A 25,501-nucleotide genomic window follows, 5' to 3' on the forward strand; every position below is an offset into this window, starting at 1 on the left:
ACCGGTGTGGCACCCGGTCAGCCGATCTCGACGGCCTCGGCGGGCTGCGCGGCGACCGTCCCGGTGGACCGCGGGCGGCGGTCCAGCCAGCCCGACAGCAGCGCGAAGCCGAGGCCGACGATGGCCAGCAGGGCACCGACCCAGCTCGGCGCGGTCAGGCCCAGCCCGGCCGCGATGACCAGGCCGCCGAGGTAGGCGCCCAGCGAGTTGGCGATGTTGAAGGTGGACTGGATGCTCGCCGAGCCCAGCGCGGGTGCTTCCTTCGCCTGGTCCAGGATCCGCGCCTGGATGCTCGGGATGGCCGCGAAGCCGGTCGCGCCGATCAGGAACACGGTGATCGGCGCCAGCACGGCGCTGTGCGCGGTGAACACGAACAGGCCGAGGGATGCGGCGAGCGCGGTGAGGAAGACGTACAGCGTCTGCATCGGGTTGCGGTCGGCGAGCCGCCCGCCGAGCGCGGTGCCGACGGTCATGCCGACGCCGAACAGCGCCAGCAGCGGGGTGACCGCGGTCGCCGAGTAGCCGGTCACGTCGGTGAGCACCGGCTTGATGTAGCTGTAGAAGGAGAAGGTCGCGGCGAAGCCGAAGACCACCACGGCGAACGCCAGCCACACCTGCGGGCGGCGGAACGCGCGCAGCTCGCCGCGCAGGCTGACGTCGGTGGGCTTGGGCTGGGCGGGCACCAGCGCGGCGACGGCGGCCAGCGCGACCACGCCGATCACCGCGACCAGGCCGAACGCCCAGCGCCAGCCGAGCGCCTGGCCGAGCAGCGTGCCGATCGGCACGCCGACGATGTTGGCCACCGTCAGGCCGATGAACATCATCGAGATGGCCTGCCCGCGCTTGTCGGCGGCGACCAGCCCGGCCGCGACGACCGCGCCGATGCCGAAGAACGTGCCGTGCGGCAGCCCGGCGACGAACCGGGCGGTCAGCAGCAGCTCGTGCGTGGGGGCGAACGCGGAGAACAGGTTCCCGGCGGTGAACAGCACCAGCATGCTCAGCAGCATCGCCTTGCGCCGGGCGCGCATGCCGAGAATGGTCAGCACCGGCGCACCGATCACCACGCCGAGCGCGTACAGCGAGATGTAGCCGCCCGCGTCCGGGATGGACACCTGCAGATCGGTGGCGACCTCGGGCAGCAGGCCCATCATCACGAACTCGGTCGTCCCGATCCCGAATGCGGCGATGGCCAGGGCCAACAGGGCAATGGGCAAGGAAATCCCCCTGAGACGGAACGTGCCGGACGGTGTGCGATCGCCCCGCCGCGCGCACGCCGGAGCGGCTCGTCGGGGCGGGGAGGTGGAACGGCTCACGCAGGCGTTCCCAGTTGTGCTCAACAGTATCCCGGTGCCCCGGTGTTCCTGAACCGGTTATGAACCGCGCCACGTTCAGCTCTGGTCCCGAAATCGTCCGTCCACTGTGGATACGAAGCGGTGCGTTCCGCACATTTCCGCGCCGCTCGCGCTGTGCGATCTGGCAAACGGGGAAAACGTGGAAACTTTTCGCAACTGACTACCTACCGCGAGTCGCCCGGTGATAGCCCTCGACGCGACCCATCCCCGTTCTCCACGGAGGGGCCGATGCGCTCGAAGGTCGTCGCGGTCGTGTTCGCGGCGCTGGCACTGCTGGTGGCGAGCACCGCCTCTGGCGCGGCCGCGCCACCGGAGCCGCACCGCTTCATCACCAGACCGGATCTGAGCCCGCCGGTGGTGCGGATCGACACCCCGGCCAACGGCACCGAACCCGGCAGCATCTTCCTCGCGCCGCACGGCACCGCCGCTCAGAGCGGGCCGATGATCATCGACGACGCGGGCCAGCCCGTCTGGTTCCAGCCGGTCGGCGACGGCGCCAAGCTGTTCACGATGGACTTCAAGGCCCAGACCTACCGAGGCGAACCGGTGCTGACCTGGTGGCAAGGCACGCCGCGGCCGGGCTACGGCGAGGGCGAGTACGTCCTGCTGGACCGCTCCTACCAGCAGGTCGGCACCGTCCGGGCGGGCGGCGGCCTGCGCGCCGACCTGCACGAGATGATCATCACGCCGCGCGACACGGCGCTGCTGATCGCCTACCGCACCGTGCAGCTCGACCGGCCCGTCGTGGAAGGCGTCGTGCAGGAGATCGACATCGCCACCGGTGAGGTGCTGTTCGACTGGCGCAGCCTGGACCACGTGGCGCTCGACGAGTCGACGGTGCCGGTCCCGGAGGATCCCGCGGCGCCCTACGGCTACATCCACCTCAACTCGGTCACCGAGGACGCGAACGGCAACCTGCTGATCTCCGCGCGCCACACCGATGCGATCTACCAGCTGGACCGCGCCACCGGCGGGGTGCAGTGGCGGCTCGGCGGCAAGCGCAGCGACTTCGCGCTCGACCCGGACGCGGTGTTCGGGCGGCAGCACGACGCGCGCTGGCACCCGGACGGCACCATGAGCCTGTTCGACAACGCGGCCAGCGAGCCCGGACCGGCCTCCCGGGCGCTGGTCCTCGAAGTCGACCAGGCCGCGCGCACGGCCCGCGTGGTGCGCGACTTCACCCACCCCGGCGGCACCACGAGCGTCAGCCAGGGCGGCCACCAGGTGCTGGCCGGCGGCAACAGCTTCGTCGGCTGGGGATCGCAGCCGGAGTTCACCGAGTTCGACGAGACCGGCGCGGTGGCGCTGCACGGCTCGTTCGGCGACAACATGCCGTCCTACCGGGCCTTCCGCCTGCCTTGGACCGGCACGCCCACCGAGCCCCCGGTGGCGGCGATGAACGCCGACGACGGGACTCCGACGGTGTACGCGAGCTGGAACGGCGCCACCGAGGCCCGCACCTGGCGCGTCCTCGCGGGCTCGGCGCCGGACCAGCTCCAGCCGGTCGCGGACGTCCCGAGGACGGGCTTCGAAACCGCCGCCGACCTGCCGACTGCGGAGGACTACGCGGCGGTCGAAGCCCTCGACGCCAACGGCCAGGTGCTGGCCCGCTCGGAGGTCGTCAAGAGCTCGTGATCTCTGGCTTCTAGGCCGGGTCAGCGGATCCAGCGGTAGCCGGGGTGCACGCCCGGAGCCAGTTCGTGGCTGCGGGCCAAGCGCTCCAGGAGCGCTTTGAGCTGCGCCCGCTCGTCCGGGGCCAGGGCCTGGCAGAAGGCGTCCTCGTGCTGCGCACCCGCCTCGATCGCCTCGCCCAGCAGCTCGGTTCCCTCGGTGGTCAGGGTCAGGTGCTGGACGCGCCGGTCGCGGGTGCCGCGCGTGCGGGTGACCAGACCGCGGCGCTCCAGGTCGTCGACGAAGGCAACCACCTTGCTCGGCAGCAGGCCCAGCTCGCCGGCCAGCTGCTGCTGGCTGAGGCCCGGCTGGGCCGAGATCATCCGCAGCACGCCGACCAGCGGAGGTGTCAGCCCGAGCTCCTCGACGCGCGCGCCGAACTGCGTCGCGGCATGCGCGCCGAGCTGGCTGAGCAGGAACGCGATCCCCGGGGATTCAGCGGCCACGCGAGCATCTAACCACCGGCCCGCCCGGCCGCCGGATGCTGCCGATCACCCGAAGCGGAGCCTCACCGGCGCTCGCGCCGCAGCGTGACGTGCGCTTCGGCCTCCAGGCGCTCGGCCATGTGCGGGTAGTGCAGTTCGAAGGCCGGGCGGATCGAGCGCACCCGCGGCAGCGAGGTGAAGTTGTGCCGCGGCGGCGGGCAGGAGGTCGCCCACTCCAGCGAGTTCCCGTGCCCCCACGGGTCGTCCACCCCGGCCACCGTCCCGAACCGGTAGCTCTTGAACACGTTGTACAGGAACGGCAGCATCGAGCCGCCCAGCACGAAGGCGCCGATGGTGGAGACCACGTTCAGCGCGGTGAACCCGTCGGTCGTCAGGTAGTCGGCGTAGCGGCGCGGCATGCCCTCGCCGCCCAGCCAGTGCTGCACCAGGAACGTCAGGTGGAACCCGACGAAGGTCAGCCAGAAGTGCAGCTTGCCCAGCCGATCGTCCATCATCCGGCCGGTCATCTTCGGGAACCAGAAGTACACGCCCGCGAACACCGCGAACACGATGGTGCCGAACAGCACGTAGTGGAAGTGCGCCACCACGAAGTAGGTGTCGGTGACGTGGAAGTCCAGCGGCGGCGCGGCCAGGATGACCCCGGTCAGCCCGCCCAGCAGGAACGTCACCAGGAACCCGATGGAGAACAGCATCGGCGACTCGAAGGTCACCCTGCCGTGCCACATGGTGCCGATCCAGTTGAAGAACTTGATGCCGGTCGGCACCGCGATCAGGAACGTGGCGAAGGAGAAGAACGGCAGCAGCACCGCGCCGGTGGCGAACATGTGGTGCGCCCACACGATCATGGACAGGCCCATGATCGTCATCGTGGCCAGCACCAGCCCGGTGTAGCCGAACAGCGGTTTGCGGCTGAACACCGGCAGGATCTCGGTGACGATGCCGAAGAACGGCAGCGCCACGATGTAGACCTCCGGGTGACCGAAGAACCAGAACAGGTGCTGGTACAGGATCGCGCCGCCGTTGGCCGGGTCGAACGCGTGCCCGCCGAGGTGCCGGTCGATCAGCAGCCCGAACAGCGCCGCGGTCAGGACCGGGAACGCCATCAGCACCAGCAGGCTGGTGGCCAGCACGTTCCAGCAGAAGATCGGCAGCCGCCACATCGTCATGCCGGGGCAGCGCAGGCACACCAGCGTGGTGATCATGTTGACCGCGCCGAGGATCGTGCCGAGCCCGCTGACGATCAGCCCGGCCGCCCACACGTCCCCGCCGGGCCCCGGGCTGAACGAGCGCGACAGCGGCGCGTACGCCGTCCAGCCGAAGTCGGCCGCGCCGTTGGGCAGCACGAACCCGCTGATCACGATCAGCCCGCCGAACAGGAACAGCCAGTACGACAGCGCGTTCAGCCGCGGGAACGCCACGTCCGGCGCCCCGATCTGAAGGGGCAGCACCACGTTGGCGAAGCCGAAGATGACCGGGGTGGCGAACAGCAGCAGCATCACCGTGCCGTGCATGGTGAACAGCTGGTTGTACTGCTCCTGGGAGAGGAACTGCAGCCCCGGCGAGGCCAGCTCGCCGCGGATCAGCAGCGCCATCACGCCGCCCGCGATGAAGAAGGCGAACGACGTGAGCAGGTACAGGATCCCGATCTGCTTGGGATCGGTGGTGCGCAGCCACGGCACGAGGTGCTCGCCCTTGCGCTGCCGCCGCGTGGTCCGCGCTCGCGTGGGGATCGGTTTGGGTTCGACCCAGGTGCTGGCCATCCACGCCTCCAGCGGCTCGGGTCCGGGCTGGCCGTGTCCCTGTTCCTACCCACTCCCGCGCCCCGGCAATCACCGGCCGTGGGCGTCGTTGCCGAGGTAGCGCCGGGGAGAGGTCCCGACGGTTCGCTTGAACGCGGCGAGGAACGCGCTCGGCGTCGCGTACCCGACGGCGTGCGCGACCCGCGACACCGGCTGACCCTCGGCGAGGAGGGCCAGCGCGGCGCGCAGCCGCGCGTGAGTTCGCCAGCGGTCGAAGGACATGCCGGTGTCGCGGACGAACAGCCTGGACAGGGTGCGGCGGCTCACCCCGGCAGCTCGGGCGTGCAGCTCCAGGCCCCGCCGGTCCGCGGGGTCGGCGAGCAGCGCGTCCGCCACGACCCGGACGCGTTCGTCGACCGGACTCGGCACGTCGATGGGGGTGACCGGCAGCGGGCGCAGCAGGTCGAACACGACCGCCTCGGCCCGCAGCCGCGCGTCGTCGGCCAGGTCGTCCCGGCCGAGGTGGGCGATGAGCTGGGCCAGCAGCCCGTCGACGACGACGGGAGTCGGCTCGGTCCAGTCCGGGCTGCCCGGGTGGTCCGGTTCGAAGTAGACGCCGCTCAGCACCGCGTCGCGGGTCGCGCCGGTCCGGTGCACGACCCCAGCGGGCAGCCACAGCGCCCGGGTGGGCGGCAGGACCCAGTGGACGTCGTCCACGGCGACGCTGAGCACGCCGCTGCGGGTCCACGCCAGCTGGTGCTGCGGGTGGCTGTGCGCGGAGAACCACTGCCCGGACGCCAGCGGGAAGTGCCCGACGACGATCGCCCCGATCCCGGTCGGAGCGGCGTACGAGGTCATGCCCGCAGGATATGGCCGCAACACGACATCCTTCGGCCTCGTTGCGCATCGCGGACAACCCGGCCGCTGCATAGCGTCGCCCCATGACAGTCGATCACCGCACGTCCGCGGTCACCGGACGCCGTGGACCGGCGCTGGTGGTCCTGTGCTTCGTGCAGTTCATGCTGGTCCTCGACGACACCGTGGTGAACGTCGCGCTGCCGAGCCTCCAGGCCGATCTCGGCTTCAGCGCCGCGGGGCTGACCTGGGTCGTCAACGCCTACTTCCTCTCGTTCGGCGGTCTCCTGCTGCTGTTCGGCCGCGCGGCGGACCGGTTCGGCCGCCGGCGGGTGTTCCTGAGCGGGGTGGTGGTGTTCGGTGCGGCGAGCCTCGTCTGCGGCATCGCGCAGGAGCCCTGGCAGCTGGTGGTCGGTCGGTTCGCCCAGGGCACGGGCGCTGCCATGTCCGCACCCGCCGCGCTGGCGCTGATCGCCCTGCTGTTCCCCGGCACCGGGGAACGCGCCAGAGCGCTCGGCATCTGGGGTGGCATCGCCGCGCTGGGCGGTACGGCTGGCCTGGTGATCTCCGGTGCGTTGACCGACCTGGCGTCGTGGCGCTGGATCTTCCTGATCAACCTGCCGGTCGCCGTCGCCGCCCTCGCGCTGCTCCCGCGATTGGTCGCGGAGAGCCGGGCGGGGAACGCGGACCGGCTGGACGTGCCGGGTGCGGTGCTCGGCACCGGAACCCTGTTGTCGCTGGTCTTCGGCCTGCTCCGGGCCGCGGAATCGGGGTGGGACATGGTGGCGGTCGGCGCCCTCGCGCTGGCCGCGGTACTGGCGGTGTCGTTCGCGGTGGTCGAGTCCCGCGCCGCTGCGCCGCTCGTGCCGATGGCCTTCCTGGCGCACCGGGTCCGCGCCGTCGCCAACTCCGCGTCGCTGCTGTTCTCCGGGGCCTTTTTCGGGATGGCCTTCCTGCTGATGCTGCACCTGCAGACCGTGCTCGGTTACCAGCCGCTGACGGCCGGGCTCGCCTACCTGCCCTACGGCGCCGGCATCCTCGCCGGGATGTGGCTGTCCTCCCGGTCCGTGATCCGGCTCGGCGTGCGCCGCTCTCTCGCGGTGTCGTTCCTGATCAGCGCGATCGGCTTGGTCTTGCTTTCCGGGGTGGCGCCCGGTACCGACTACGCGACTGGCGTGCTGCCCGGCATGCTCATCACGAGCATCGGGTGCGGGCTGAGCCATCCCGCGCTGGCGGTCGCCGCGGTGTCGGGCACCACCGAGCGGGACGCGGGACTCGGTTCGGCGCTGCTGAACTGCGTCCAGCAGATCGGTGGCGCGGTGGGGCTGGCGGTGCTGGTCCCGCTGGCCACCAGCCGAGGCACCTCGGGCTTCTCCCTCGCGCTCACCGTCGCCGCCGCGCTCCTGGTCATCGGCGCTGTCCTCGTCGCGGCGCTGCTCCGTGAGAGCGACCGCGTCTGACGGGACCTCAGATGGCGCGTTCGACGGCGCCGAGGGCCATCGCGTGCAGCAGGCGGGACATCGCATCGGTGTCCAGGTGTGCGCTGTAGGGCGTCGAGTTGATCAGGCCGAACACCGCGTGCGCCGCCGCGCGGGCCGTCGGGCGCGGTAGTTCCGGGCGGATCCGGCACAGCACGTCCACCCACACCTCCACGTAGCTGCGCTGCAGTTCGCGGACCTTGTGCCGGTCGTCGTCGGCGAGGCTGTCCAGATCGCGCATGTGCACGGTGATCAGCGCCGGGTTGCCCAGGGCGAACTCGACGTGCCAGCGCACCAGGCGGTCCAGCGCGTCGTGCGCGTCGGCCGCCTCGCCGACGCGGTCCTGGCCGCCGCGCAGCAGCCGGTCGCTGATCCCGGTCAGCAGCTCCGCCAGCATCGCGTCCTTGCTGCGGAAGTGCCGGTACAGCGCGGGCCCGGAGATGCCCACGGCGCTGCCGATGTCGTCGATGCCGACCCCGTGGAAACCGGCGCGGGCGAACTTCTCCGCCGCCGCGGCCAGGATCTGCTCGCGGCGGGACGGCTTGGCTGAATCGGTGGGCATCGGAGTCGATGCTAGACGAACCGGGTTAGTCATCGTTAACATCGGTCGCGTTAACGATGACTAACCTCCGGTGGAAGGTGTGCCCCGCATGGATGCGCCCGCCCTGCGCACGACCGCGGATCCGGACTCGGCGGAGTTCGCCCGCTACACCGAGCAGCACGCGAAGCTCGTCGAGGACCTCAACGCCCAGCTCGCCCGCACTCGCCTCGGCGGGCCGGAGAAGGCCCGGATCCGGCACGTCGAGCGCGGCAAGCTGCTGCCCCGCGACCGGGTCGACGCGCTGCTCGACCGCGGCTCGCCGTTCCTGGAGCTCTCGCCGCTGGCCGCGCACGGCCTCTACGACGACGAGGCGCCCTCGGCGGGCATCATCACCGGCGTCGGCCGGGTCTCCGGCCGCGAATGCGTGGTGGTGGCCAACGACGCCACGGTCAAGGGCGGCACCTACTACCCGCTCACGGTGAAGAAGCACCTGCGGGCGCAGGAAGTCGCGCTGCACAACAACCTGCCCTGCCTGTACCTGGTGGACTCCGGCGGCGCGTTCCTGCCCAGGCAGGACGAGGTGTTCCCCGACCGCGAGCACTTCGGCCGGATCTTCTACAACCAGGCGACGATGTCGGCCCGCGGCATCCCGCAGATCGCCGCCGTGCTCGGCTCGTGCACCGCGGGCGGCGCCTACGTCCCGGCGATGAGCGACGAGGCGGTGATCGTCCGCGACCAGGGCACCATCTTCCTCGGCGGCCCGCCGCTGGTGAAGGCCGCGACCGGCGCCGAGGTGACCGCCGAGGAGCTGGGCGGCGGCGAGCTGCACAGCCGCACCTCCGGCGTCACCGACCACCTGGCCGCCGACGACGCCGACGCGCTGCGCATCGTCCGCTCCATCGTCAGCACCCTCGGCCCGCGCGCGCCCCGGCCCTGGGACGTCGCGCCGGTCGAAGCCCCGGTGGCCGATCCGGACGAGCTCTACGGCGTGGTCCCGACCGACAGCCGCACGCCCTACGACGTGCGCGAGGTGATCGCCCGCATCGTCGACGGAAGCCGGTTCGCCGAGTTCAAGCAGGAGTACGGCCAGACGCTGGTCACCGGCTTCGCCCGCATCCACGGGCACCCGGTGGGCATCATCGCCAACAACGGGATCCTGTTCAGCGAGTCGGCGCTGAAGGGCGCGCACTTCATCGAGCTGTGCGACAAGCGCTCGATCCCGCTGGTGTTCCTGCAGAACATCTCCGGCTTCATGGTCGGCAAGGAGTACGAGGCCGGCGGCATCGCCAAGCACGGCGCGAAGATGGTCACCGCGGTGGCCTGCGCCCGCGTACCCAAGTTCACCGTGGTGATCGGCGGTTCCTTCGGCGCGGGCAACTACTCGATGTGCGGCCGGGCGTACTCGCCGCGCTTCATGTGGATGTGGCCGAACGCGCGGATCTCGGTGATGGGCGGTGAGCAGGCGGCATCGGTGCTGGCCACGGTCCGCCGCGACCAGCTCGACGCGCGCGGCGAGGACTGGCCGGTCGAGGCGGAGGAGGCGTTCAAGCAGCCGATCCGCGACCAGTACGAGCACCAGGGCCACCCGTACTACGCGACGGCCCGCCTGTGGGACGACGGGGTCATCGACCCGAAGCAGACCCGCACGGTCCTCGGCCTGGCGATCTCGGCGGCGGCCAACGCGCCGCTGGAGGACGTCTCCTACGGCGTCTTCCGGATGTGACCGGTATGCGCTGCTCAGGTCCCGTGAGCACTTTCCGTTGCCATAGCGGCAGAAAGTGCTCACGGAGGACGACCAGGCCAAACGTTGGGTTTCTGCCGTGCGAGGCGAAGGGATGACGATGCAGCACTTCGACGCGGTGCTGGTGGCGAACCGGGGCGAGATCGCGGTCCGGGTGATCCGGACGCTGCGCGAGCTGGGCATCCGCTCGGTGGCCGTGTACAGCGATGCCGACCGCGATGCCCGGCACGTCCGGGAAGCCGACACAGCCGTCCACATCGGACCGAGCGCGGCCACCGAGAGCTACCTCGACGGCAAGCGGATCCTGGACGCCTCCCGCAGCACCGGTGCCCAGGCGATCCACCCCGGCTACGGGTTCCTGGCCGAGAACGCGGCCTTCGCGAAGGAATGCGCCAACGCCGGGATCGAGTTCATCGGCCCACCGCCGACCGCGATCGAGTCGATGGGCGACAAGATCCGCGCCAAGCAGACGGTTTCGGCCGCCGACGTCCCGGTGGTGCCCGGCCGCAGCGAACCGGACATGACCGACGCCGACCTGCGCCGGGCGGCGCTCGAGATCGGGTTCCCGGTGCTGCTCAAGCCCTCCGCGGGCGGCGGCGGCAAGGGCATGCGGCTGATCCACGACGAGTCCGCTCTGGACGATCAGATCGCCTCGGCCCGGCGTGAGGCGCGCTCCGCCTTCGGCGACGACACGCTGTTCGTGGAGCGCTTCGTGGCCCGCCCCCGGCACATCGAGGTCCAGGTGCTGGCCGACGCGCACGGCAACGTCGTGCACCTCGGCGAACGCGAGTGCAGCCTGCAGCGGCGCCACCAGAAGATCATCGAGGAGGCCCCGTCGCCGCTGCTCGACGCGGCGACCCGCGCCCGCATCGGTGCCGCGGCGGTGAACGCGGCGCGCTCGGTGGGCTACGTCGGCGCGGGCACGGTGGAGTTCATCGTCTCCGCGGACCGGCCGGACGAGTTCTTCTTCATGGAGATGAACACCCGCCTGCAGGTCGAGCACCCGGTCACCGAGCTGGTCACCACCGTCGGCGGGCAGCGCGGCATCGACCTCGTCGAGCAGCAGGTCCGGGTCGCGGCGGGCGAGCCGCTGCCCTGGACCCAGCAGGACATCGCGCTCGACGGGCACGCGGTGGAGGCCCGCGTCTACGCCGAGGACCCGACGCGCAACTTCCTGCCGACCGGCGGCGACGTGCTCGCCGTCCACGAGCCGACGGGCCCGGGCGTGCGGGTGGACTCCGGCATCCGCCCGGGTGCCCGGGTGGGCTCGGACTACGACCCGATGCTGGCCAAGGTCATCGCCTGGGGCCCGAACCGCACCGACGCGCTGCGCCGCCTGGACAAGGCGCTCGGCGACACTGCGGTCCTCGGCCTGCAGACCAACGTCGCATTCCTGCGCGCGCTCCTGCGGCACGAGCAGGTGCAGGAGGGCGCCCTCGACACCGGCCTGGTCGAGCGCGAACTCGACGCGCTGATCGCCGAGAGCAAGACCACGCCCGACGAGGTCTACGCGGCCGCGGCCCTGGAGCGGCTGCTCGCCGCGGAACCCACCGGCACCGCGGTCGACCCGTGGGACGTCCCCGACGGCTGGCGCCTCGGCGAGTCGGCGTGGAGCACCTGGCGCTTCGCCGCCGACGGCGACGAGGTGGAGGTCCGCATCCGCGGCCGTGCCCGCGACGCCGAGGTCTCCATCGAGTCCGGTGCTGGCGGTGAATCCGCAATTTCCATTGAAATTGGACGTCCAACTTCAATGGAAATTGCGAGACACCGGGCATCGGCAGAGGCGCACGGCGACGCGCTGACCGTCACCTACCGGGGCCGGACCCGCCGCTACCGGTTCGCGCACGTGGACGGCACCACGTGGCTCGCCGCCGACGGCCGCACCTGGGCGCTCGCCGAGCACCGGCTGCTCGCCGACCGCGGCGCGGCGGGCGGCCGGTCCGGCGGAGCGGTGACCAGCCCGATGCCGGGCACGGTGCTGGTCGCCGACGTCTCCGCGGGCCAGCAGGTCACCAGCGGACAGCGGCTGTTCGTCGTCGAGGCGATGAAGATGGAGCACACCATCACCGCCCCGATCGACGGCGTCGTCACCGAAGTGCACGTCAGGAAGGGGCAGTCGGTCGGGCTCGACCAGCCGCTGGCTGTCCTCACCGCCCCGTCGGACGCGACCGGGACCAAGAAGGAGGCTTAGTGATGGTGGACCACCGGCTCAGCGAGGAGCACGAAGCCCTGCGCGACAGCGTGCAGACCTTCGCCCGCAAGGAAGTCGCTCCGGTCATCGGCGACTACTACGAGCGCGAGGAATTCCCGTACCCGCTGGTGCGCACGATGGGCGAGATGGGCCTGTTCGGCCTGCCGGTCCCGGAGGAGCACGGCGGCATGGGCGGCGACTACTTCGCGCTCTGCCTGGCGCTGGAGGAGCTGGCCCGCGTCGACTCCTCGGTGGCGATCACCCTGGAAGCGGGCGTGTCGCTGGGCGTCATGCCGATCTACCGCTTCGGCAACGACGAGCAGCGCGCCACCTGGCTGCCGAAGCTGGCCCGCGGCGAGATCCTCGGCGCCTTCGGCCTGACCGAGCCGGGCGGCGGTTCCGACGCAGGCTCGACCCGCACCACCGCGGTGCTGGACGGCGATCAGTGGGTGATCAACGGTTCCAAGGCGTTCATCACCAACTCCGGCACCGACCTCACCGGGCTGGTCACGGTCACCGCGGTCACCGGCCAGAAGCCGAACGGCGGCAAGGAGATCTCCACGATCATCGTGCCATCGGGCACTCCCGGGTTCGAGGTCGCCAAGAAGTACTCGAAGGTCGGCTGGAACGCCTCGGACACCCACGCGCTGTCCTTCGACGACTGCCGGGTGCCCGCCGGGAACCTGCTCGGCGAGCGGGGCCGCGGCTACGCGCAGTTCCTCGCCACGCTCACCGAGGGCCGGGTGGCGATCGCGGCCGTCGGCGTCGGCCTCGCCCAGGGCTGCGTGGACGAGTGCCTGCGCTACCTCGACGAGCGCGAGGCGTTCGGCCGCAAGATCGGCGAGTACCAGGCGATGCAGTTCAAGATCGCCGACATGGAGCTGCGCGCGCACACGGCGCGCCTGGCCTACTACGACGCGGCATCGCGGATGCTGCGCGGCGAGCCGTACAAGAAGCAGGCCGCGATCGCGAAGCTGGCCTCGTCGAACGCGGCGATGGACAACGCCCGCGACGCGACCCAGATCTTCGGCGGCTACGGGTTCATGAACGAAACGCCGGTCGGCCGCTTCTACCGCGACGCCAAGATCCTGGAGATCGGCGAGGGAACCAGCGAGGTGCAGCGCATGCTGATCGCGAGGGAGCTCGGATTACCGGCCTGAGGCGCATCTGACGAACTCGTTTTGCGTGGCGGAACCTCAGAGGCCGCCTGGCTGCGGGATCCCGTTGTCCGGTACACGGCGAACGGGCTGTCCTCGCCAGGCGACCTCTGAGAACCCGCGGCGGTGCGAGCTGCGAGGGCGGGTCAAGCGGCTTCGCAGCTTCAAAGGACAAAGACCGAACCAACGAGCCCGAGGCTCCCGAAAAGCGGACGTCCCACCGACCCAGGTGCCCCGGGGTCGGTGGGACGTCGTTCGTCCAGGTGCCGGTTCAGTGCCGGAAGCGGTTCTGCGGCACGGTGATCTCCTCGGTCTGCTCGACGTCACCGCGCTGCACCGGCTCGGCCACCGGCCGGAAGTCCTGCTGGGTGTCCTGGTCGGGCCACATCGGCGCCGACTGCGCCTGCGGCGCTGCGGGCGGCTGCTGCTGCTCGTCCTCCATGGCCAGGTGCTGCATCACCCAGTCCCTGGCGAGGGTCGCCGGTGAGGTGCCCTGCTTGGCCGCGAGCTCCTTGAGCCGCTCGTTGGCCATCAGGGGCAGCCGGAGCTGGTGGACCTGCGCCGCGCCGAAGCGGCGGCCGGACCCGGTGGACTCGACGTCTTCCTCCGGAGCCAGCGCAGCCAGGTACGACTCGAACTCGTGATCGGGTTCGGCCGGTTCGGCCGTCTTCTGCCGACGGCTGGTCTTGGTTCGTCCTAGAGCCACGTGCCCACGATAACGGTTGGGTTGCGACGCGCGAATCCCTGTGAGGCCCGTCACCGCGGATGTCGGCCTCGCGACGGGCCGTGAGAAGCGGAGGGCCCCCGCGTCAGGGGGACGAACGCGGGGGCCGGAGGGGATCTCCACAAGTGCTGACCGGGGGTGTGTCAGCGACCCGATTGTGGCACGCGACGAGCGGCCTTGGGGAGCTTTCGACGCACGATTCGTGCGTCCGGCGCTTCCCGGGCGGGCCCGGTCGGCGGTCTTGCGCACGGTTCGACGTGCTAGCTGCCCGAAATGCGTCAGTTCGCGCCGGGCCAGTCGGTGATGGTGTAGCCGGCCTCGGTGATCGCCGCGGTGACCTCGTCGCGGCTGAGCTCCTGCTCGCTGAGCACCGACACCTGCCCGCTGGCCACCGTCACCTGCACGTCGGTGACACCGGGCAGCTCGGAGAGCTCCTCGGTGACCGATCGGGCGCAGTGGCCGCAGGTCATGCCTCCGACGGTGAACGTTCGACTGCTCATGCGAGTTCCTTCCCGAGTTGACCGGACCGCGCGGATGGGGGCTTTCCGTCCGGTGTGGACGATCAAATCAGGAGTCCGGCGGCGCGCGAGCATCCGAAGTGGATCGTGACCCCGGAGAGTGATTACTCAGCGTCGAAGTCAAATCACTCTGTGGGGGGCTGCGGGTGTGGACAACCTGTGGATAGCCTGCGCCGGGAACCCGAGGCCGGGGAGGCGTCATGTACGGGTCGCTGGACGTACGGAAGTTCTTGTGGCAGCAGGAGGACGGAGCCTCGCGGCAGTCGCCCGCAGTGCCCGCTCCGCGTGCTGGCGAGCCCTCGCGGATCTCGCCGGAGCAAGTGCACAAGGCGCGGATGGCGGTCGCTCGCGGGGCAGAGGACGCGGAAGATTGCAGACTCCTGCTGGACATGTTGGGATTGGCTCCCGACGACGACGGACTGCCTCCGGTCACCCGCTGACCGGAGCCGCGCGGAGGCGTCGCCCGGCGGGCGCGACGCCTCGGGCCGGGGTAACTTCCGGTGGCAGTGTTGATCAACCGTTCGTGGGTCTCATCGCTCGGAAGAGCGGAATCGGCGAACGTCTGCCCGCCGGAGCCGAGCCATGCCGAAGCAGCACCGGGCGCAGCTCACCCGCCGCGCCATCCTCACTGCGGCGGCGACGGAGTTCGACCTGGTCGGGTACGAGGCCGCAGCGCTGAACGCGATCCTGCGGCGCAGCGGGACCACCAAGGGAGCGTTCTACTTCCACTTCTCCTCCAAGGAGGCGGTGGCCGAAGCGCTGGTCGCGGACTACGCGGCCGGGCTCGCCGAGCTGCGGCGGGAATGGCTGGAACGCGACCGGGACCCGCTGTCGACGGCGGTCGGCCTGACGGTCGAGGTGGCCCGCAGGCTGAAGCAGAACGTCGTCCTCCGCGCGGGGCTGCTGCTCGCCTGCCGGCGCGTCGGTGCGGTCACCGACGGCTGGGACGGCTTGATCGACCGCTTGCTGCACGAGTCGGCGGAAGCGGACCAGCTGCAACCCGGTGCGGATCCGGCTGCGGTGGCCCGGGTGGCCTACGCGGCCCTGGTCGGCACGCACACGGTCGACCCGGACTTCGCCGACCTGCCGGAACGGGTCGCCGAGGCCTGGCGGGTGCTGCTCGCCGGGGTCGCCCGGGAAGGCGAGCTGCGGCTGTAAATCACCGGCCGATCATGAGTCCCGGATCACATTTTCCAGCGTTGGTCGTTTTGTCGGATTTTCCGCCACGATCCGCCTCCTGGTGGGCGTCGGCCGACCCTTGGGGCGTGTCGCCGCCGAACCTGATTGAGTGTCGAAATAGCCAGGTCAAGTCGGTAGTCTGGCGGTCGAGCGCGGGCGCCGGGAGGGGCCTGCGGAGGGGTGCTCCGGCTTAAGTGACCCCCCTGCGTTGGGCCCGCTGGAGGCATGTCGTAAGCTTTCTTCAACGCCAACGGAGCGGACCTGAAAAGGGAAAGCCGGTTGGAGGCAAGGCCGGGTCGGTTCCGAATCGGCCAAGCCCCCATCGTCTAGCGGCCTAGGACGCCGCCCTTTCAAGGCGGTAGCGCGGGTTCGAATCCCGTTGGGGGTACGGACAACTGAATACAGCAAGCATGGCCCAGTGGCGCAGTTGGTTAGCGCGCCGCCCTGTCACGGCGGAGGTCGCGGGTTCGAGTCCCGTCTGGGTCGCCAAGGCGAACGGCATGAAGCCGGACGCTATCGGCCAGGTAGCTCAGTTGGTACGAGCGTCCGCCTGAAAAGCGGAAGGTCGGCGGTTCGACCCCGCCCCTGGCCACCGCTCAGACCAGCCAAAACGGCCCCACCGGACCCGGTGGGGCCGTTTTGGGTCTCAGATCGGGTCTCAGTCGGTGCCCCAGAAGTAGGCGTTCAGCCGGTCAGCCACGTCCTTCCGGACGGAGTCGATGACGTGCATGTACCGCTGCTTCATGGTGACCGACGACCAGCCCATCAGTTCCATCACGACCCGGTCCGGGACGCCGAGGACCAGCAGGACGGTGGCGGCGGTGTGCCGCGCGTCGTGTAGCCGCGCCTCGCGGACCCCGGCCTCGGAGAGGATCTCCTTCCAGTCGTCCAGGTCCTTGCGCGGGTCCATCGGCTTGCCGTTGGGCTGGGTGAACATCCATTCGCCGTCGTGCCACTCGGTGCCAGCGTGCTCCCGCTCGGCGGCCTGCGCCTTCTCATGCCGGAGAATCAGCTCGAAGAGCTCATCGGGCAGCGTCACTGTCCGACGTCCAGCCTTCGACTTGACGTCGACCTCGACCAGCCCACCGTCGGTTCGCTGCGGGCACCAACGGGCGTGATCGGTGCAGTCCGGCGGGCATGGCGGCGGGCAAGTCCGCTTGTGCCGCTTGCAGCCGTCCTTGCACGGCTTGGTCTTGTGGTACTTCGCGCCGCATCGGTTCGGGTCGGAGCAGCCGTGCCTCCAGGTCTGACGCTGGAGCGCCTTGGCGATCCGCAGCGTGCGCTTCTTCCGGTTCAGCCGCGGCCACTTCAGCGCGAGCGATTCGCCCTGCCGGGTGCCGATCGCCAAGGCGATGACGTACCGGACGCCGTTGCGGCGCTCCAGGGCGGCCTTGATGACCAGCTGCATCTCTTCGACGTCAAGCGGCTCGATCTCTTCTGGCTCCACCCGGGGTGCCTTGGCGATCGAAACCGGGTTCCGCAGGATGTGCTGCCGCTTGTAGGCCTCCCCGAAGGCCGTCCGCGCGGTCCGGTGCACCTGGTGAACCGTCGCGGGTTTGAGCCCCGAACCGATCATCCGCAGGTAGAACTTCTCGAAGTACTCCGGGTGGTTCTGGATCCGGTCGAGCCGGTGTGCCCCCAACCCGGGGATGAGGTGCCGATACACCGCCGTCTGGTAGCCCCGCATCGTCTTGTACCGGCAGGTCAGCGGCGCGATGTTTTCCACCCAGTGCGTCAGCCACCGCTCGACCGTCCAGGGCTGCCCCTTCTTCCGGACGCTGCCGGAGTCCCGTTCCCGTTCGAGCTTGCTGACTTCGTCGACGACCGCGTCCTTGTCCTTGCGCTTCACGTGGCGGCGGTCGGGCTTGCCGTCGTCACCGATTCCCATCGAGACCCGGCCGTGCCAGTAGCCGTCACTACCGAAGTAGATGCTCGATCGACCGTTGGGGTTGCGGGTGTTCTTCTCGTCCACAGTTGATCCCTTCACGCGGCGTTCTGCTGGGAGACGAGCCGTGCGGCGTAGCCGTCGATGGCCGCTCGCGGAACTCGGCGCAGCCTGCCGATCTGGACGGACTCGATCTCCCCGGACTTCACCAGCTCGTAGGCCTTGGTCCGGCCGATGCCGAGCTGCTGGGCGGCTTCTTCAACGGTGAGCAGCACGCGGCCCGGCAGCGTGTGCACCTTCGCTTCGGCCTCCGGGGTCTCGGGGGTCGGCTGCTCGACGAGCAGGGCCGCGAGCGTCGCGAGGGCGGCGGCGAGCTGGGTGGTGTTCGCGGTCATGCGACCCCCTTGGTGTTGGTGATGGGCGGGGTGGCCGTCCCAGCCGTCCCATCCGTCCCGATGCAGGTCAGGGCGGGACGGCTGGAGTTGGTGGGACGGCTGGTGCCGTCCCAGAGGGTCAGGCCGTCCCGCGCTGAGCTGGGCGGGGACGCTTGGGACGGCTGGGACGGCTTGCCCTCGTCTGCGGGGCAGTAGCGGGTCCAGGCGTCGTGGAAGTCGCTGGCGCGGTAGCCCTTGGCCTGGCTGCCGTCGGGGAACCGGACGTTGCCCGAGCGGATGTCGAACTCGCCGAGCAGCTTGGAGAGCTTCGCGGCGTTGAGCCCGGTCTTGCCGTAGCTGGGCCACGGCGATTCCGGGTCGGCGTTGAGCTTGTTCAGCAGCTCGGCGGTCGAGATCGCGGCCTGGCCGCTGAAGGCGGTGCGGCAGTCCACGAGCAGCCGGGTGCGGACGGATCCCTGGTCGCCTCCCGCTGCTTCGGCCAGCAGATCGACGGCGGCCTGACGGGCCCGGTGCGGCCAGTCGTCACCGGCGTGGTCGGCGACGATGATCAGCGGTTCCCAGGTGTCGGCGGCGCGGTCTTCTACGGGCATCGCCGGTTCGGCGGCTTCAAGCGCGGCGAGGTCGGCGCGGAGCCAGCGTTCGAGGCGCTGGGCGATGCTGGCCAGCACGGGCCGGTCTCGCCGGATGCGGTACGGGGCGACGGTTTCGCCGGGAGCGCGGCGACGCATGCGGACGATGACGGCGCGGTCCTCGATGGTGTCGGGCATCGCGCCGATCCCGGCGAGGGCGGCCATGGCGAAGGTGGGGATGGACTCGACGCGTCCGGCGGCGGCGTCGTAGCGCTTGGCGGGCCGGTTGCGCTGGTGTCCGGCGTTGAGCAGGCCGCGCAAGTCCTCGTTGTTGCCGGCATCCGGGCCGAAGATGGTGTCGGCCTCGTCGACCAGCATCGTGGGCGGGTCCTCGGTGATCGACCGGTACACCGCCGAGGGCGAGGCGTTGACGGTGATGAACGGTTCGTGGCAGGTCGCCTCGACCACGTCGAGCAGGCGGGACTTGCCGCAGCGCTTCTCCGGGGCGCGGATGACCAGCCGGGGCGCGTGAGCCCAGGCGGGTTGGGCGTGGGTGGCGGCGATCCACAGCGTGACCGCGTCGACGGCCTGCGGGGTGGGCAGGATGACGTAGCGGGTCAGCGCGGCGTGGAGCTCGTTGAGCAGGGCCGCGCCCTGGTGGGCGTCGGCGGGTTGTGGCGTCACGGTGCTTCCTCCGGTGCTGGCGTGGGTGGTCATGCGGTGGCCAAGCCGCGCAGGGAGTCCGGTCCGTCGTGGATGCCGCGCTGCCAGCCGCGGGAGGCGTTGCGCTGGGCGGTGGCCTGCTCGATCGGCTTGCCGGTGCGCTGGCGGCGGCGAACCGCGGCGGCCACCAGGGCTTCGATGACGTCGAGCTCGCTCCACGGGGCGTGGTCGTGGGTGGCGAGGTTGGCCAGGCGGCGCGCGGAGTTGTAGACGATCCGCCAGCGCTCACCGTCGAGGGTCTCGACCTTGTGCAGCTCGCCGTCCCAAACCTGGTCCCAGTAGCCGCGAGCGTGGCTGCCGGGCTGGATTCCGCCGAGGTTGAGAGCTTTCGGCGTGGTGAGCGTGCGTGGGGCCGGGAGGACGACTCGGGAACGCAGCCACTCGGGCAGCGGCCCGATCTCGGTGGTGGTCGACACCCGGTTGTAGGCACCGAAGGCGTCTTCCGGCGGCGCGGCGGTCTCGCAGCTGGGAGCGACGACGTAGCCGCCTTCGGCCCGGATGTCGATCTGGTGCCCCACGCGGCCGGTGGCGTCGCTGGGCACCTGAGCACCGTCGGCACGGAAGTACAGGTGCCTGCCCTCCGACGGTGTGGCGATGGTCAGGGTGTCGGGCCACTGCACGCCCTCGGCCGTGGTGATGGCGTGCAGTGCTCCCAACCCGTCGGCGACGACGTCCGGCACGTCGTGCGCGGCGGGTGCCGGGGGCTTGTCCTTGCGGTCGAGGTCGAGCACGACCAGCCCGGACGGGCCGGTGGCGATGCCGACGTTGGCGCGCGGGGTCCGCGCCCACCACCGCCGGATCAGTTCGGGCTCGGTGGTCGCGGCCAGCAGGCCGTGGCAGGGCCGGTCGGCGTTCAGGCACTCGCACTCGGCCGGGGTGCACTCGTCGGCCCGGCAGTGCGAGCAGTTGCCGAACGGGCGCTTGGAGAACGGCCGCAGCGGGAAGACGTACAGGCCGTGGCTGGCCAGCCAGCTGGCGACGTGCAGCGGAGTCGTCACGATGGTTCATCTCCTTTCGGGCGGGTTGGCTCAGTTCTCGGGGTCGGTGAACACGACGCGGGTGCGGCCCTCGTGGCCGTGGATGGCTTCCAGCTCGGTGATCGAGGCGTAGATCGCGGTGGAGCGGATGGCGTGGTTCCAGTGCAGGACGGCAGTCCCGTCGAACCACTGCACGCCGTAGGCGACCAGGCCGGTGCCGGACGAGCCGCTGACGTCCTCGACGCGGTGCAGGACGAAGCGGCGCGGCAGCACGGCGTCGGCGAGCAGGTTGGTGCTGTGGGTGTCGTGGTGCTGACCCATGGGTGCGGACTCCCTCTGTCGTCTCGTGGTGTCGGGCGATGCGCGAGCCGGTCAGGCGGCGAGGTCGGGCGGGGTGGTCAGATCGCGGCGCGGGCGGGCGAAACCGGAGGTGGGCAGGGTGGTCAGGCGGCGGTTGGCCTTGACCGCGTACATGTGCCGGTCTGCGTCGCCGAGCAGTTCGCCCAGCGGGGACCGCGCGGGGGCGACGGCGACGCCGACGCTGCCGAGGGCCGTCAGGCGGTGGCCGTCGATCCACAGCGGGACCGACAGCGCCGCGGTGATCTGCTGGGCGCGCTCCTCGGCGTGAGCGGGGCTGGAGACGCGTCCGAGCCACAGTGCGAACTCGTCGCCGTGGAGCCGGACGGCCAGCTCCCTGCCCTCCGTGGCGTCGTCGAGCCGGGTGCCAACAGCCGCAAGGACCTTGTTGCCGAAGTCGTGGCCGTGGGTGTCGTTGATGGCCTTGAACTGGTCGAGGTCGATCAGCAGCAGCCCGACCAGGCCGCGGCGGGTGCGGCGAGCGCGGCGGTAGAGGGCGGTCCGGTTGGCGAGGCCGGTCAGGGCATCGGTGTGCAGGCGGCGGTCGAGCATCACCGCGGCGGCGGTCGTGGTCGCCCACCCGGCGGTGGTCACAGTCAGGGCGATCTCTGCGAACATGGTGTGGCACTCCTTCGCGGGTGTGGCGGCCTCGTTCAGCGCTCCGGCAAGAGATGGCTGAACGGGGCCGTTCTTCATCTCGTGGATCAGCGGCGGCGGTTGGCGCGGGCCAGGCGGCGCAGGGCGTTGTAGGCCTTGCGCCCGGCCCGCAGGCGCAGCCCGGTGGCCTTGCACGCGGTGCAGAGCCGGAAGCTGCGCAGGAACGGGGAGCGGAACTTGCCCTCGCCGTGGCAGGCCCGGCAGGCCTTGAACGGCCAGATCGCACACGTCACGAAGTAACCGAGAGTCACGACGATGATGGCGGGGATCAGGGCGGCGCTAGCGAGGTCGGAGGGGGTCAAAAGTGCCTCCAGCAGGCGTTTTTGGGCGTGTTCGGCCACAGCGCGCTAGGAACTAGGGCGCTGGTCGTGTTGGACAGAGGTCGCTAGCGGGGTCGCTAGGTCTAGCGGGCCGGGTCGCTAGGCCTAGCGACCGTGCTGGGGCTAGCCCGCTTCCCGCTGACGGTCACGTTCGGTGACGATTTCGGCGATGTCGGCGCGGTGGAAGCCGCGGCGGTTGCGGCCCTCGCCGTTCTCGTCGGTGCCCCAGATCTGCCGGTTGGCCTTGATGCCGTGCGGCTTGAGCGCGGCGGTGAGCTGGTCGACTTCCCAGCCGCCGTAGATCTCGGGGCGCAGCTCGGCGAGCCGGGCGACCGCGGTTTCGCTCCACACCTTCGGCTCGGTCTCTCGCACCACCGCCAGCAGGTCTTCCAGCAAGGTGTCCTTGCGGTCGGGCTGATCGGTGTCGAGCGTCTCGCCGATGGCGTGCCCGGAGAGCGTGCCGGCCTTTTCGCGCAGGGCGCGGGCGTAGGCGGCGACCTTCTCGGCGGCGGGGCCGTCGAGTCCGGCGACGGTGCGCACGATCTGGGCGTCGGAGCCCTCGCCGACCAGGTAGCCGATGCCCTTGTCCGCCCAGGCGAACGTGGTGGCGCGCACGCCCTGCTTGTACTTCGAGGTGCCCAGGACCATGTCGTTCTCGGTCTGGCCCTGAACCTTCAGGCAGAACCGGGTGGAGACGTTCGCCGAGATGCCAGTCGGCAGGCTCTTCGCGTCCGGGCGCTGGGTGGCCAGGATCAAGATGATTCCCAGCGCCGGGCCGCGCTTGACCAGGTCCGTGCAGATCCCGGCCAGTTCCTCGCCGTACTCCTCGTGCTCGAACCACACCTGGCACTCGTCCACACCGATGACGATCGGGTGCAGCTTCAGGGACTTCTTGCTGGCCAGATCCGGGGTGACCTTGTTCTCCGGGGCGAGCCCCTGCTTGGCCAGGTCCCGGATCAGCTTCGCGCGGCGGCGCAGCTCCTCGCGGAGTCCGCGCAGGTCAGCGACGGCCTTTTCGATCTCGGCCTCGTCGTCGCCGACGCCGTGGACGTGGGTGACCTTCTCCAGCGGGTCGAGGTCGCCGGTGCCCTTGAGGTCGTAGGTGTGCAGCTCGGCGCGCGGGTCAAGTGCGGCGATGAGCAGCAGCTCGCGCAGGGCGAAGGTCTTGCCCATGCGCGGGATCGCGCCGATGGCGACGCTGGTGAACATCAGCCGCAGGTCGACCCACCGGCCGCGCTGGTCGGTGCCGAAGGGCTGGGGCTGGAAGAGGTCGACCTGCTTACCGCTGCGCAGCGCCCAGCTCGGCTGCTTGGCCTTGCGCATGTCCTGGTCGCCGACCCACAGCACCATCCGACCGGCGTGCTCGGAGTTGTCGGCCTCGGGCCACACACACCCGAGCGGGCGGCGCAGGCCGGAGGCGAGCTTTTCGCGGCGGTCCATGATGTCGCCCGCCGTGACGCCGTAGGGCAGGTCGACGTCGGCGCGCCATCCCTTGCCGTCCCGACTGATCGGCTTGGGGAAGCCGATGCCCTCCCCGCCCTTGCCCATGGCCTGGTTGATCTGCGAGATCCCCAGCGCAGACAGGGCGCGGGAGACCGCGTCGCTGGTCAGCTTGGGCACCTTGGTGGCCTCGACCGCCCGGCTGGCGATCGGCTTGTCCGCAGGCGCTCCCAACCAGCCCAGGCCACCGGCCGCGCCCGCCACGATCGCCCACTGCACCATCTCGGGCAGCATCGCGCGGCCCACCAGGAACGCCGCGATGCCAGCAGCCCCCAGACCCACCGTCATCAGGACGCGGGCGCGGATCCGGTGGTCACGCTGGATCGAGAGCTTCAGGTACTCCGCGGCGTCCTCACGCCGGGCCGACGCGCTGCGCACCGGACGTCCCTCGGAGTCGGTCAGCCACGCCGCCATGCCCCGGATCAGGCGGAACGAGCCGCGGGGGACTCGGGCGAGCACTCGGGCGATGTAGACCGGGCAGCGCACCGCGTGGAACGCGACGGTGTGCCCGGTGTAGCCCGCCGCCCACCGGGCGGCCTCGCGGAACTCCTGGACGTTCTTCGCCCAGCTCGGCAGGATCGGCAGCCGCTTCTCGGTCCGCACCAGCTCCGTACCCGGCTGGCGCTTCTCGGGCTGGTCGACCTGGGCGGGCTCCACGAGCTCGCCCTCGATCACCTCGGCGGTCTCGGTCTCGGTGTCCTCGACGCGGTGGACCGGCAGGTGCAGCACCTGGGCGTCGTCGGGCGTCGCGCCTTCGGTCTGGTCGGCCTGCTGGGTGTCGTTGGTGTGCTGTTCGGACATCACGCGGCCTCGCTTTCGGTGGTCACCGGGTGCATGTGGTTCATGTGGTCGCGGACCTCTTGGGCGGTCTCCATCGCGCCGCCGAAGCGCTTGCGGATGGCGTTCGCCGAGGGCCTTTCGGGAAGCTCTCCGGCCTGGATCGCGGCCTGCGTCTTGGCGAGCAGCGCACTGGCACGCGGGGAGAGTTTCCGCTGTTCGATCGGGGTAGAAACCTCGGCGATCTCCACCGCCGGAACCTGCCGCACGAGGGCATCCAGCGGCGGCAGAGTGGCGCGGAGGATGACGCCGTTGACGATCACGAACTCGCCGTTTTCGGCGGCCTTACGATCGGCCTTGGCCTGGCGCTTGACGATGACCCCGGCCAGTCGCCGGTCCCGCTTGCTGGCGGCCGGTCCGACGCCGTGCCGGTCGATCCAGGCGGCCTTCCACGCTGCGGTGTGGTCCAGCCCGGCCCGTGTGGCGATCCGCGCCGCGGTCAGCGACATGCGGGGGAAGTGCAGCCACCGGGTGAAGCGCTGGGAGACCTCCCGTGCGCTGGTGCCCTCGGCCTCGGCGGCGTTGAGGGACTGGCGGATGTGGTGCAGCAGCACCCCGAGCACCGAGAGGGTGCCCAGCGCCAGCCCGGCCACGATGCCGTAGTCGGCGGTGCCGTGCGCGGTGTTGATCGCGGCGGCGATGCCGGCCAACACCCACATCCACCGCAGCAGCGAACCCACCGGAGCACCGCGGCTGGCGCGGCGGTGCGCCTCGAACGCGCACACCCACGCTCCGGCCTCGATCGCCAGCGGGAACAACCAGCTCATCCCCGCCGGGACGTGCAGCACGGTGGCCGCGAACCGGGCTTGGGCGTCCCAGGCCAGCAGCAGCGGTGCGACGATCAGCGCTGCCCACAGCGCGTTCAGGGTCGTGTCCGGTGCGGCCTTGCGCCACCGCGCCCGGCGCTCCCGGCGCTCGTCCTGCCGCTCCTTGCGGCGCTGGCGGGCGGTCTCGGCCTGGCGGTCCTCGCGGTCCTGGCGGAGCTGCTCCCGCAGCATCTCGGTCTCGGCGTTGGTCTTCGCCGCTTCGGCCTTCGCGATCTGCCGGGCCGCACGCGGGTCGTAGATCGTGGTCATCGCCCGGTCACCTCCGCCCGCAGCCGCGGGGCCGGAACGAGCTCACCAAGACGCTCCAGACCGACCATCACCGCTCGCAAACCGGCACCGCCGAGGAACCAGCCCAGCGCGACCGTGCGCACCAGACCCGTGGCGATGGCCACCGCACCGATCGCCATGCCGGGCAGCAGCGCCCGCCACGCCAGCACCAGCACGAACGCCAGCAGCACCACCGCGAGGTAACCGACCCACCACAACAGGTCTTCCAGCAGGCGCACCATTACCGCTCACCTCGGCTCTGGTTCGTCGACCAGCGGGCCAGCGTCTCCCGGCCGAACGCGGTCAGCGCGACTCGCGTGCCGATGAACACCAGGTGCCCGCAGGCGAGCAGGTCGTTGATGTATTCCTGCTCGTCCACCGTGACCGGGCTGGTGCCGATCCACAGCTGCTCGATCGGCCAGCCCTCGTCCAGGCCGTAGACGTGCACCTCACCGTCCGCGACGGCCTGCAAGACCCGCTCCGGCTCGAACTCCGACGATCGCGCGGAGTGGCCGACGAGCATCGGGTCAGTCCAGTCGATTCCCATCGAGGCCAGGACCATCGCGTCCTGGGCGGTCCAGTGCTCCCCTAGCAT

Annotated in this window: 25 protein-coding genes and 3 tRNA genes; 10 read left to right on the top strand and 18 right to left on the bottom strand. The window is 70.8% G+C overall.

The window, feature by feature from the left end; translation table 11 throughout:
- Window positions 1-17 precede the first annotated feature (17 nt).
- A complete protein-coding gene (locus tag ATL45_RS15555; protein WP_093145617.1) occupies window positions 18-1,214 on the bottom strand; it encodes an MFS transporter in 1,197 nt (398 codons plus the stop codon).
- 366 nt (window positions 1,215-1,580) lie between these two features.
- Here ATL45_RS15555 and ATL45_RS15560 point away from each other — a divergent pair, with 366 nt between their 5' ends.
- On the top strand, window positions 1,581-2,987 hold the full coding sequence (locus ATL45_RS15560; protein WP_093145618.1) for an arylsulfotransferase family protein: 1,407 nt from the start codon (window positions 1,581-1,583) through the stop codon (window positions 2,985-2,987).
- Between the two features lie 20 nt (window positions 2,988-3,007).
- Here the strand turns inward: ATL45_RS15560 and ATL45_RS15565 are convergent, their stop codons facing one another.
- The 3 genes from ATL45_RS15565 to ATL45_RS15575 form a co-directional block, all read right to left on the bottom strand.
- Entirely contained in the window at window positions 3,008-3,469 is a 462-nt protein-coding gene (locus tag ATL45_RS15565) for a MarR family winged helix-turn-helix transcriptional regulator (RefSeq protein ID WP_093145619.1), read from the bottom strand.
- A gap of 62 nt (window positions 3,470-3,531) precedes the next feature.
- Entirely contained in the window at window positions 3,532-5,229 is a 1,698-nt protein-coding gene (ctaD, locus tag ATL45_RS15570) for an aa3-type cytochrome oxidase subunit I (RefSeq protein WP_093145620.1), read from the bottom strand.
- A gap of 69 nt (window positions 5,230-5,298) precedes the next feature.
- On the bottom strand, window positions 5,299-6,066 hold the full coding sequence (locus ATL45_RS15575) for an AraC family transcriptional regulator (protein WP_093145621.1): 768 nt from the start codon (window positions 6,064-6,066) through the stop codon (window positions 5,299-5,301).
- Window positions 6,067-6,149: 83 nt separating this feature from the next.
- Here ATL45_RS15575 and ATL45_RS15580 point away from each other — a divergent pair, with 83 nt between their 5' ends.
- Complete coding sequence (locus ATL45_RS15580) at window positions 6,150-7,523, top strand: MFS transporter (RefSeq protein ID WP_093145622.1); 1,374 nt, start codon at window positions 6,150-6,152, stop codon at window positions 7,521-7,523.
- Between the two features lie 7 nt (window positions 7,524-7,530).
- On the opposite strand, the gene ATL45_RS15585 is transcribed toward ATL45_RS15580, so the two are convergent.
- The gene (locus ATL45_RS15585) at window positions 7,531-8,103 is read right to left on the bottom strand and encodes an SACE_7040 family transcriptional regulator (protein ID WP_093145623.1); all 573 of its coding nucleotides are present in this window, start codon (window positions 8,101-8,103) and stop codon (window positions 7,531-7,533) included.
- Window positions 8,104-8,191: 88 nt separating this feature from the next.
- Between ATL45_RS15585 and ATL45_RS15590 the strand changes: the two genes are divergently transcribed.
- From ATL45_RS15590 to ATL45_RS15600, 3 genes are all read left to right on the top strand, one after another.
- The gene (locus ATL45_RS15590) at window positions 8,192-9,805 is read left to right on the top strand and encodes a carboxyl transferase domain-containing protein (RefSeq protein WP_093145624.1); all 1,614 of its coding nucleotides are present in this window, start codon (window positions 8,192-8,194) and stop codon (window positions 9,803-9,805) included.
- A 112-nt stretch (window positions 9,806-9,917) separates the two neighbouring features.
- Window positions 9,918-12,014 carry an acetyl-CoA carboxylase biotin carboxylase subunit gene (locus ATL45_RS15595; protein WP_093145625.1) on the top strand — a complete coding sequence of 699 codons (2,097 nt, stop codon included), beginning with the start codon at window positions 9,918-9,920 and terminating at the stop codon, window positions 12,012-12,014.
- Between the two features lie 2 nt (window positions 12,015-12,016).
- Entirely contained in the window at window positions 12,017-13,174 is a 1,158-nt protein-coding gene (locus ATL45_RS15600) for an acyl-CoA dehydrogenase family protein (RefSeq protein WP_093147121.1), read from the top strand.
- Between the two features lie 268 nt (window positions 13,175-13,442).
- Here the strand turns inward: ATL45_RS15600 and ATL45_RS39650 are convergent, their stop codons facing one another.
- A complete protein-coding gene (locus ATL45_RS39650) occupies window positions 13,443-13,877 on the bottom strand; it encodes a hypothetical protein (RefSeq protein ID WP_246025365.1) in 435 nt (144 codons plus the stop codon).
- A 296-nt stretch (window positions 13,878-14,173) separates the two neighbouring features.
- On the bottom strand, window positions 14,174-14,395 hold the full coding sequence (locus tag ATL45_RS15615; RefSeq protein WP_093145627.1) for a heavy-metal-associated domain-containing protein: 222 nt from the start codon (window positions 14,393-14,395) through the stop codon (window positions 14,174-14,176).
- Between the two features lie 218 nt (window positions 14,396-14,613).
- On the opposite strand from ATL45_RS15615, the gene ATL45_RS39655 reads away from it, so the two are divergent.
- The 5 genes from ATL45_RS39655 (at window position 14,614) to ATL45_RS15640 (ending at window position 16,184) form a co-directional block, all read left to right on the top strand.
- Window positions 14,614-14,853, top strand: a complete 240-nt coding sequence (locus tag ATL45_RS39655; RefSeq protein WP_093145628.1) for a hypothetical protein — start codon at window positions 14,614-14,616, stop codon at window positions 14,851-14,853.
- A 142-nt stretch (window positions 14,854-14,995) separates the two neighbouring features.
- Entirely contained in the window at window positions 14,996-15,571 is a 576-nt protein-coding gene (locus ATL45_RS15625) for a TetR family transcriptional regulator (protein ID WP_093145629.1), read from the top strand.
- A gap of 336 nt (window positions 15,572-15,907) precedes the next feature.
- Window positions 15,908-15,980: transfer RNA gene (locus ATL45_RS15630), tRNA-Glu, on the top strand.
- Window positions 15,981-16,004: 24 nt separating this feature from the next.
- Window positions 16,005-16,081, top strand: a tRNA-Asp gene (locus ATL45_RS15635).
- Between the two features lie 29 nt (window positions 16,082-16,110).
- Window positions 16,111-16,184 (top strand) — tRNA-Phe (locus ATL45_RS15640).
- A gap of 66 nt (window positions 16,185-16,250) precedes the next feature.
- Here ATL45_RS15640 and ATL45_RS15645 read toward each other — a convergent pair.
- The 11 genes from ATL45_RS15645 to ATL45_RS15695 all read right to left on the bottom strand — a co-directional run bounded on the left by ATL45_RS15645 (window position 16,251) and on the right by ATL45_RS15695 (window position 25,501).
- Window positions 16,251-17,564: a tyrosine-type recombinase/integrase gene (locus ATL45_RS15645; protein ID WP_093145630.1), complete on the bottom strand. Its 1,314-nt coding sequence runs from the start codon at window positions 17,562-17,564 to the stop codon at window positions 16,251-16,253.
- 11 nt (window positions 17,565-17,575) lie between these two features.
- Entirely contained in the window at window positions 17,576-17,872 is a 297-nt protein-coding gene (locus tag ATL45_RS15650; RefSeq protein WP_093145631.1) for a helix-turn-helix domain-containing protein, read from the bottom strand.
- On the bottom strand, window positions 17,869-19,125 hold the full coding sequence (locus ATL45_RS15655) for a DUF3631 domain-containing protein (RefSeq protein WP_246025366.1): 1,257 nt from the start codon (window positions 19,123-19,125) through the stop codon (window positions 17,869-17,871). The genes ATL45_RS15650 and ATL45_RS15655 overlap by 4 nt, the downstream gene beginning before the upstream one ends.
- 29 nt (window positions 19,126-19,154) lie before the next feature.
- Complete coding sequence (locus ATL45_RS15660) at window positions 19,155-20,162, bottom strand: bifunctional DNA primase/polymerase (RefSeq protein WP_093145633.1); 1,008 nt, start codon at window positions 20,160-20,162, stop codon at window positions 19,155-19,157.
- Between the two features lie 30 nt (window positions 20,163-20,192).
- On the bottom strand, window positions 20,193-20,462 hold the full coding sequence (locus ATL45_RS15665; RefSeq protein WP_093145634.1) for a hypothetical protein: 270 nt from the start codon (window positions 20,460-20,462) through the stop codon (window positions 20,193-20,195).
- A gap of 51 nt (window positions 20,463-20,513) precedes the next feature.
- A complete protein-coding gene (locus ATL45_RS15670; RefSeq protein WP_093145635.1) occupies window positions 20,514-21,116 on the bottom strand; it encodes a GGDEF domain-containing protein in 603 nt (200 codons plus the stop codon).
- Between the two features lie 86 nt (window positions 21,117-21,202).
- The gene (locus ATL45_RS15675; protein ID WP_093145636.1) at window positions 21,203-21,457 is read right to left on the bottom strand and encodes a hypothetical protein; all 255 of its coding nucleotides are present in this window, start codon (window positions 21,455-21,457) and stop codon (window positions 21,203-21,205) included.
- A gap of 141 nt (window positions 21,458-21,598) precedes the next feature.
- Window positions 21,599-23,776, bottom strand: coding sequence for an FtsK/SpoIIIE domain-containing protein (locus ATL45_RS15680; RefSeq protein ID WP_093145637.1), 2,178 nt, complete (start codon window positions 23,774-23,776; stop codon window positions 21,599-21,601).
- Complete coding sequence (locus ATL45_RS15685; protein WP_093145638.1) at window positions 23,776-24,888, bottom strand: hypothetical protein; 1,113 nt, start codon at window positions 24,886-24,888, stop codon at window positions 23,776-23,778. The genes ATL45_RS15680 and ATL45_RS15685 overlap by 1 nt, the downstream gene beginning before the upstream one ends.
- Window positions 24,885-25,148, bottom strand: a complete 264-nt coding sequence (locus tag ATL45_RS15690; RefSeq protein WP_093145639.1) for a hypothetical protein — start codon at window positions 25,146-25,148, stop codon at window positions 24,885-24,887. Before ATL45_RS15690 ends, ATL45_RS15685 begins: the two co-directional genes overlap by 4 nt.
- Window positions 25,148-25,501: a hypothetical protein gene (locus tag ATL45_RS15695; RefSeq protein ID WP_093145640.1), complete on the bottom strand. Its 354-nt coding sequence runs from the start codon at window positions 25,499-25,501 to the stop codon at window positions 25,148-25,150. The genes ATL45_RS15690 and ATL45_RS15695 overlap by 1 nt, the downstream gene beginning before the upstream one ends.

This window comes from Saccharopolyspora antimicrobica (genome assembly GCF_003635025.1).
Taxonomy (GTDB): domain Bacteria; phylum Actinomycetota; class Actinomycetes; order Mycobacteriales; family Pseudonocardiaceae; genus Saccharopolyspora; species Saccharopolyspora antimicrobica.

What these genes read in the sequence shown, in the direction of transcription:
- ATL45_RS15560 (WP_093145618.1), top strand. Translation starts at nt 1,581, where the DNA reads ATGCGCTCGAAGGTCGTCGCGGTCGTGTTCGCGGCGCTGGCACTGCTG.
- ctaD (WP_093145620.1), bottom strand. Translation starts at nt 5,229, where the DNA reads ATGGCCAGCACCTGGGTCGAACCCAAACCGATCCCCACGCGAGCGCGG.
- ATL45_RS15575 (WP_093145621.1), bottom strand. Translation starts at nt 6,066, where the DNA reads ATGACCTCGTACGCCGCTCCGACCGGGATCGGGGCGATCGTCGTCGGG.
- ATL45_RS15580 (WP_093145622.1), top strand. Translation starts at nt 6,150, where the DNA reads ATGACAGTCGATCACCGCACGTCCGCGGTCACCGGACGCCGTGGACCG.
- ATL45_RS15585 (WP_093145623.1), bottom strand. Translation starts at nt 8,103, where the DNA reads ATGCCCACCGATTCAGCCAAGCCGTCCCGCCGCGAGCAGATCCTGGCC.
- ATL45_RS15590 (WP_093145624.1), top strand. Translation starts at nt 8,192, where the DNA reads ATGGATGCGCCCGCCCTGCGCACGACCGCGGATCCGGACTCGGCGGAG.
- ATL45_RS15595 (WP_093145625.1), top strand. Translation starts at nt 9,918, where the DNA reads ATGACGATGCAGCACTTCGACGCGGTGCTGGTGGCGAACCGGGGCGAG.
- ATL45_RS15600 (WP_093147121.1), top strand. Translation starts at nt 12,017, where the DNA reads ATGGTGGACCACCGGCTCAGCGAGGAGCACGAAGCCCTGCGCGACAGC.
- ATL45_RS15615 (WP_093145627.1), bottom strand. Translation starts at nt 14,395, where the DNA reads ATGAGCAGTCGAACGTTCACCGTCGGAGGCATGACCTGCGGCCACTGC.
- ATL45_RS39655 (WP_093145628.1), top strand. Translation starts at nt 14,614, where the DNA reads ATGTACGGGTCGCTGGACGTACGGAAGTTCTTGTGGCAGCAGGAGGAC.
- ATL45_RS15625 (WP_093145629.1), top strand. Translation starts at nt 14,996, where the DNA reads ATGCCGAAGCAGCACCGGGCGCAGCTCACCCGCCGCGCCATCCTCACT.
- ATL45_RS15650 (WP_093145631.1), bottom strand. Translation starts at nt 17,872, where the DNA reads ATGACCGCGAACACCACCCAGCTCGCCGCCGCCCTCGCGACGCTCGCG.
- ATL45_RS15665 (WP_093145634.1), bottom strand. Translation starts at nt 20,462, where the DNA reads ATGGGTCAGCACCACGACACCCACAGCACCAACCTGCTCGCCGACGCC.
- ATL45_RS15670 (WP_093145635.1), bottom strand. Translation starts at nt 21,116, where the DNA reads ATGTTCGCAGAGATCGCCCTGACTGTGACCACCGCCGGGTGGGCGACC.
- ATL45_RS15680 (WP_093145637.1), bottom strand. Translation starts at nt 23,776, where the DNA reads ATGTCCGAACAGCACACCAACGACACCCAGCAGGCCGACCAGACCGAA.
- ATL45_RS15685 (WP_093145638.1), bottom strand. Translation starts at nt 24,888, where the DNA reads ATGACCACGATCTACGACCCGCGTGCGGCCCGGCAGATCGCGAAGGCC.
- ATL45_RS15690 (WP_093145639.1), bottom strand. Translation starts at nt 25,148, where the DNA reads ATGGTGCGCCTGCTGGAAGACCTGTTGTGGTGGGTCGGTTACCTCGCG.
- ATL45_RS15695 (WP_093145640.1), bottom strand. Translation starts at nt 25,501, where the DNA reads ATGCTAGGGGAGCACTGGACCGCCCAGGACGCGATGGTCCTGGCCTCG.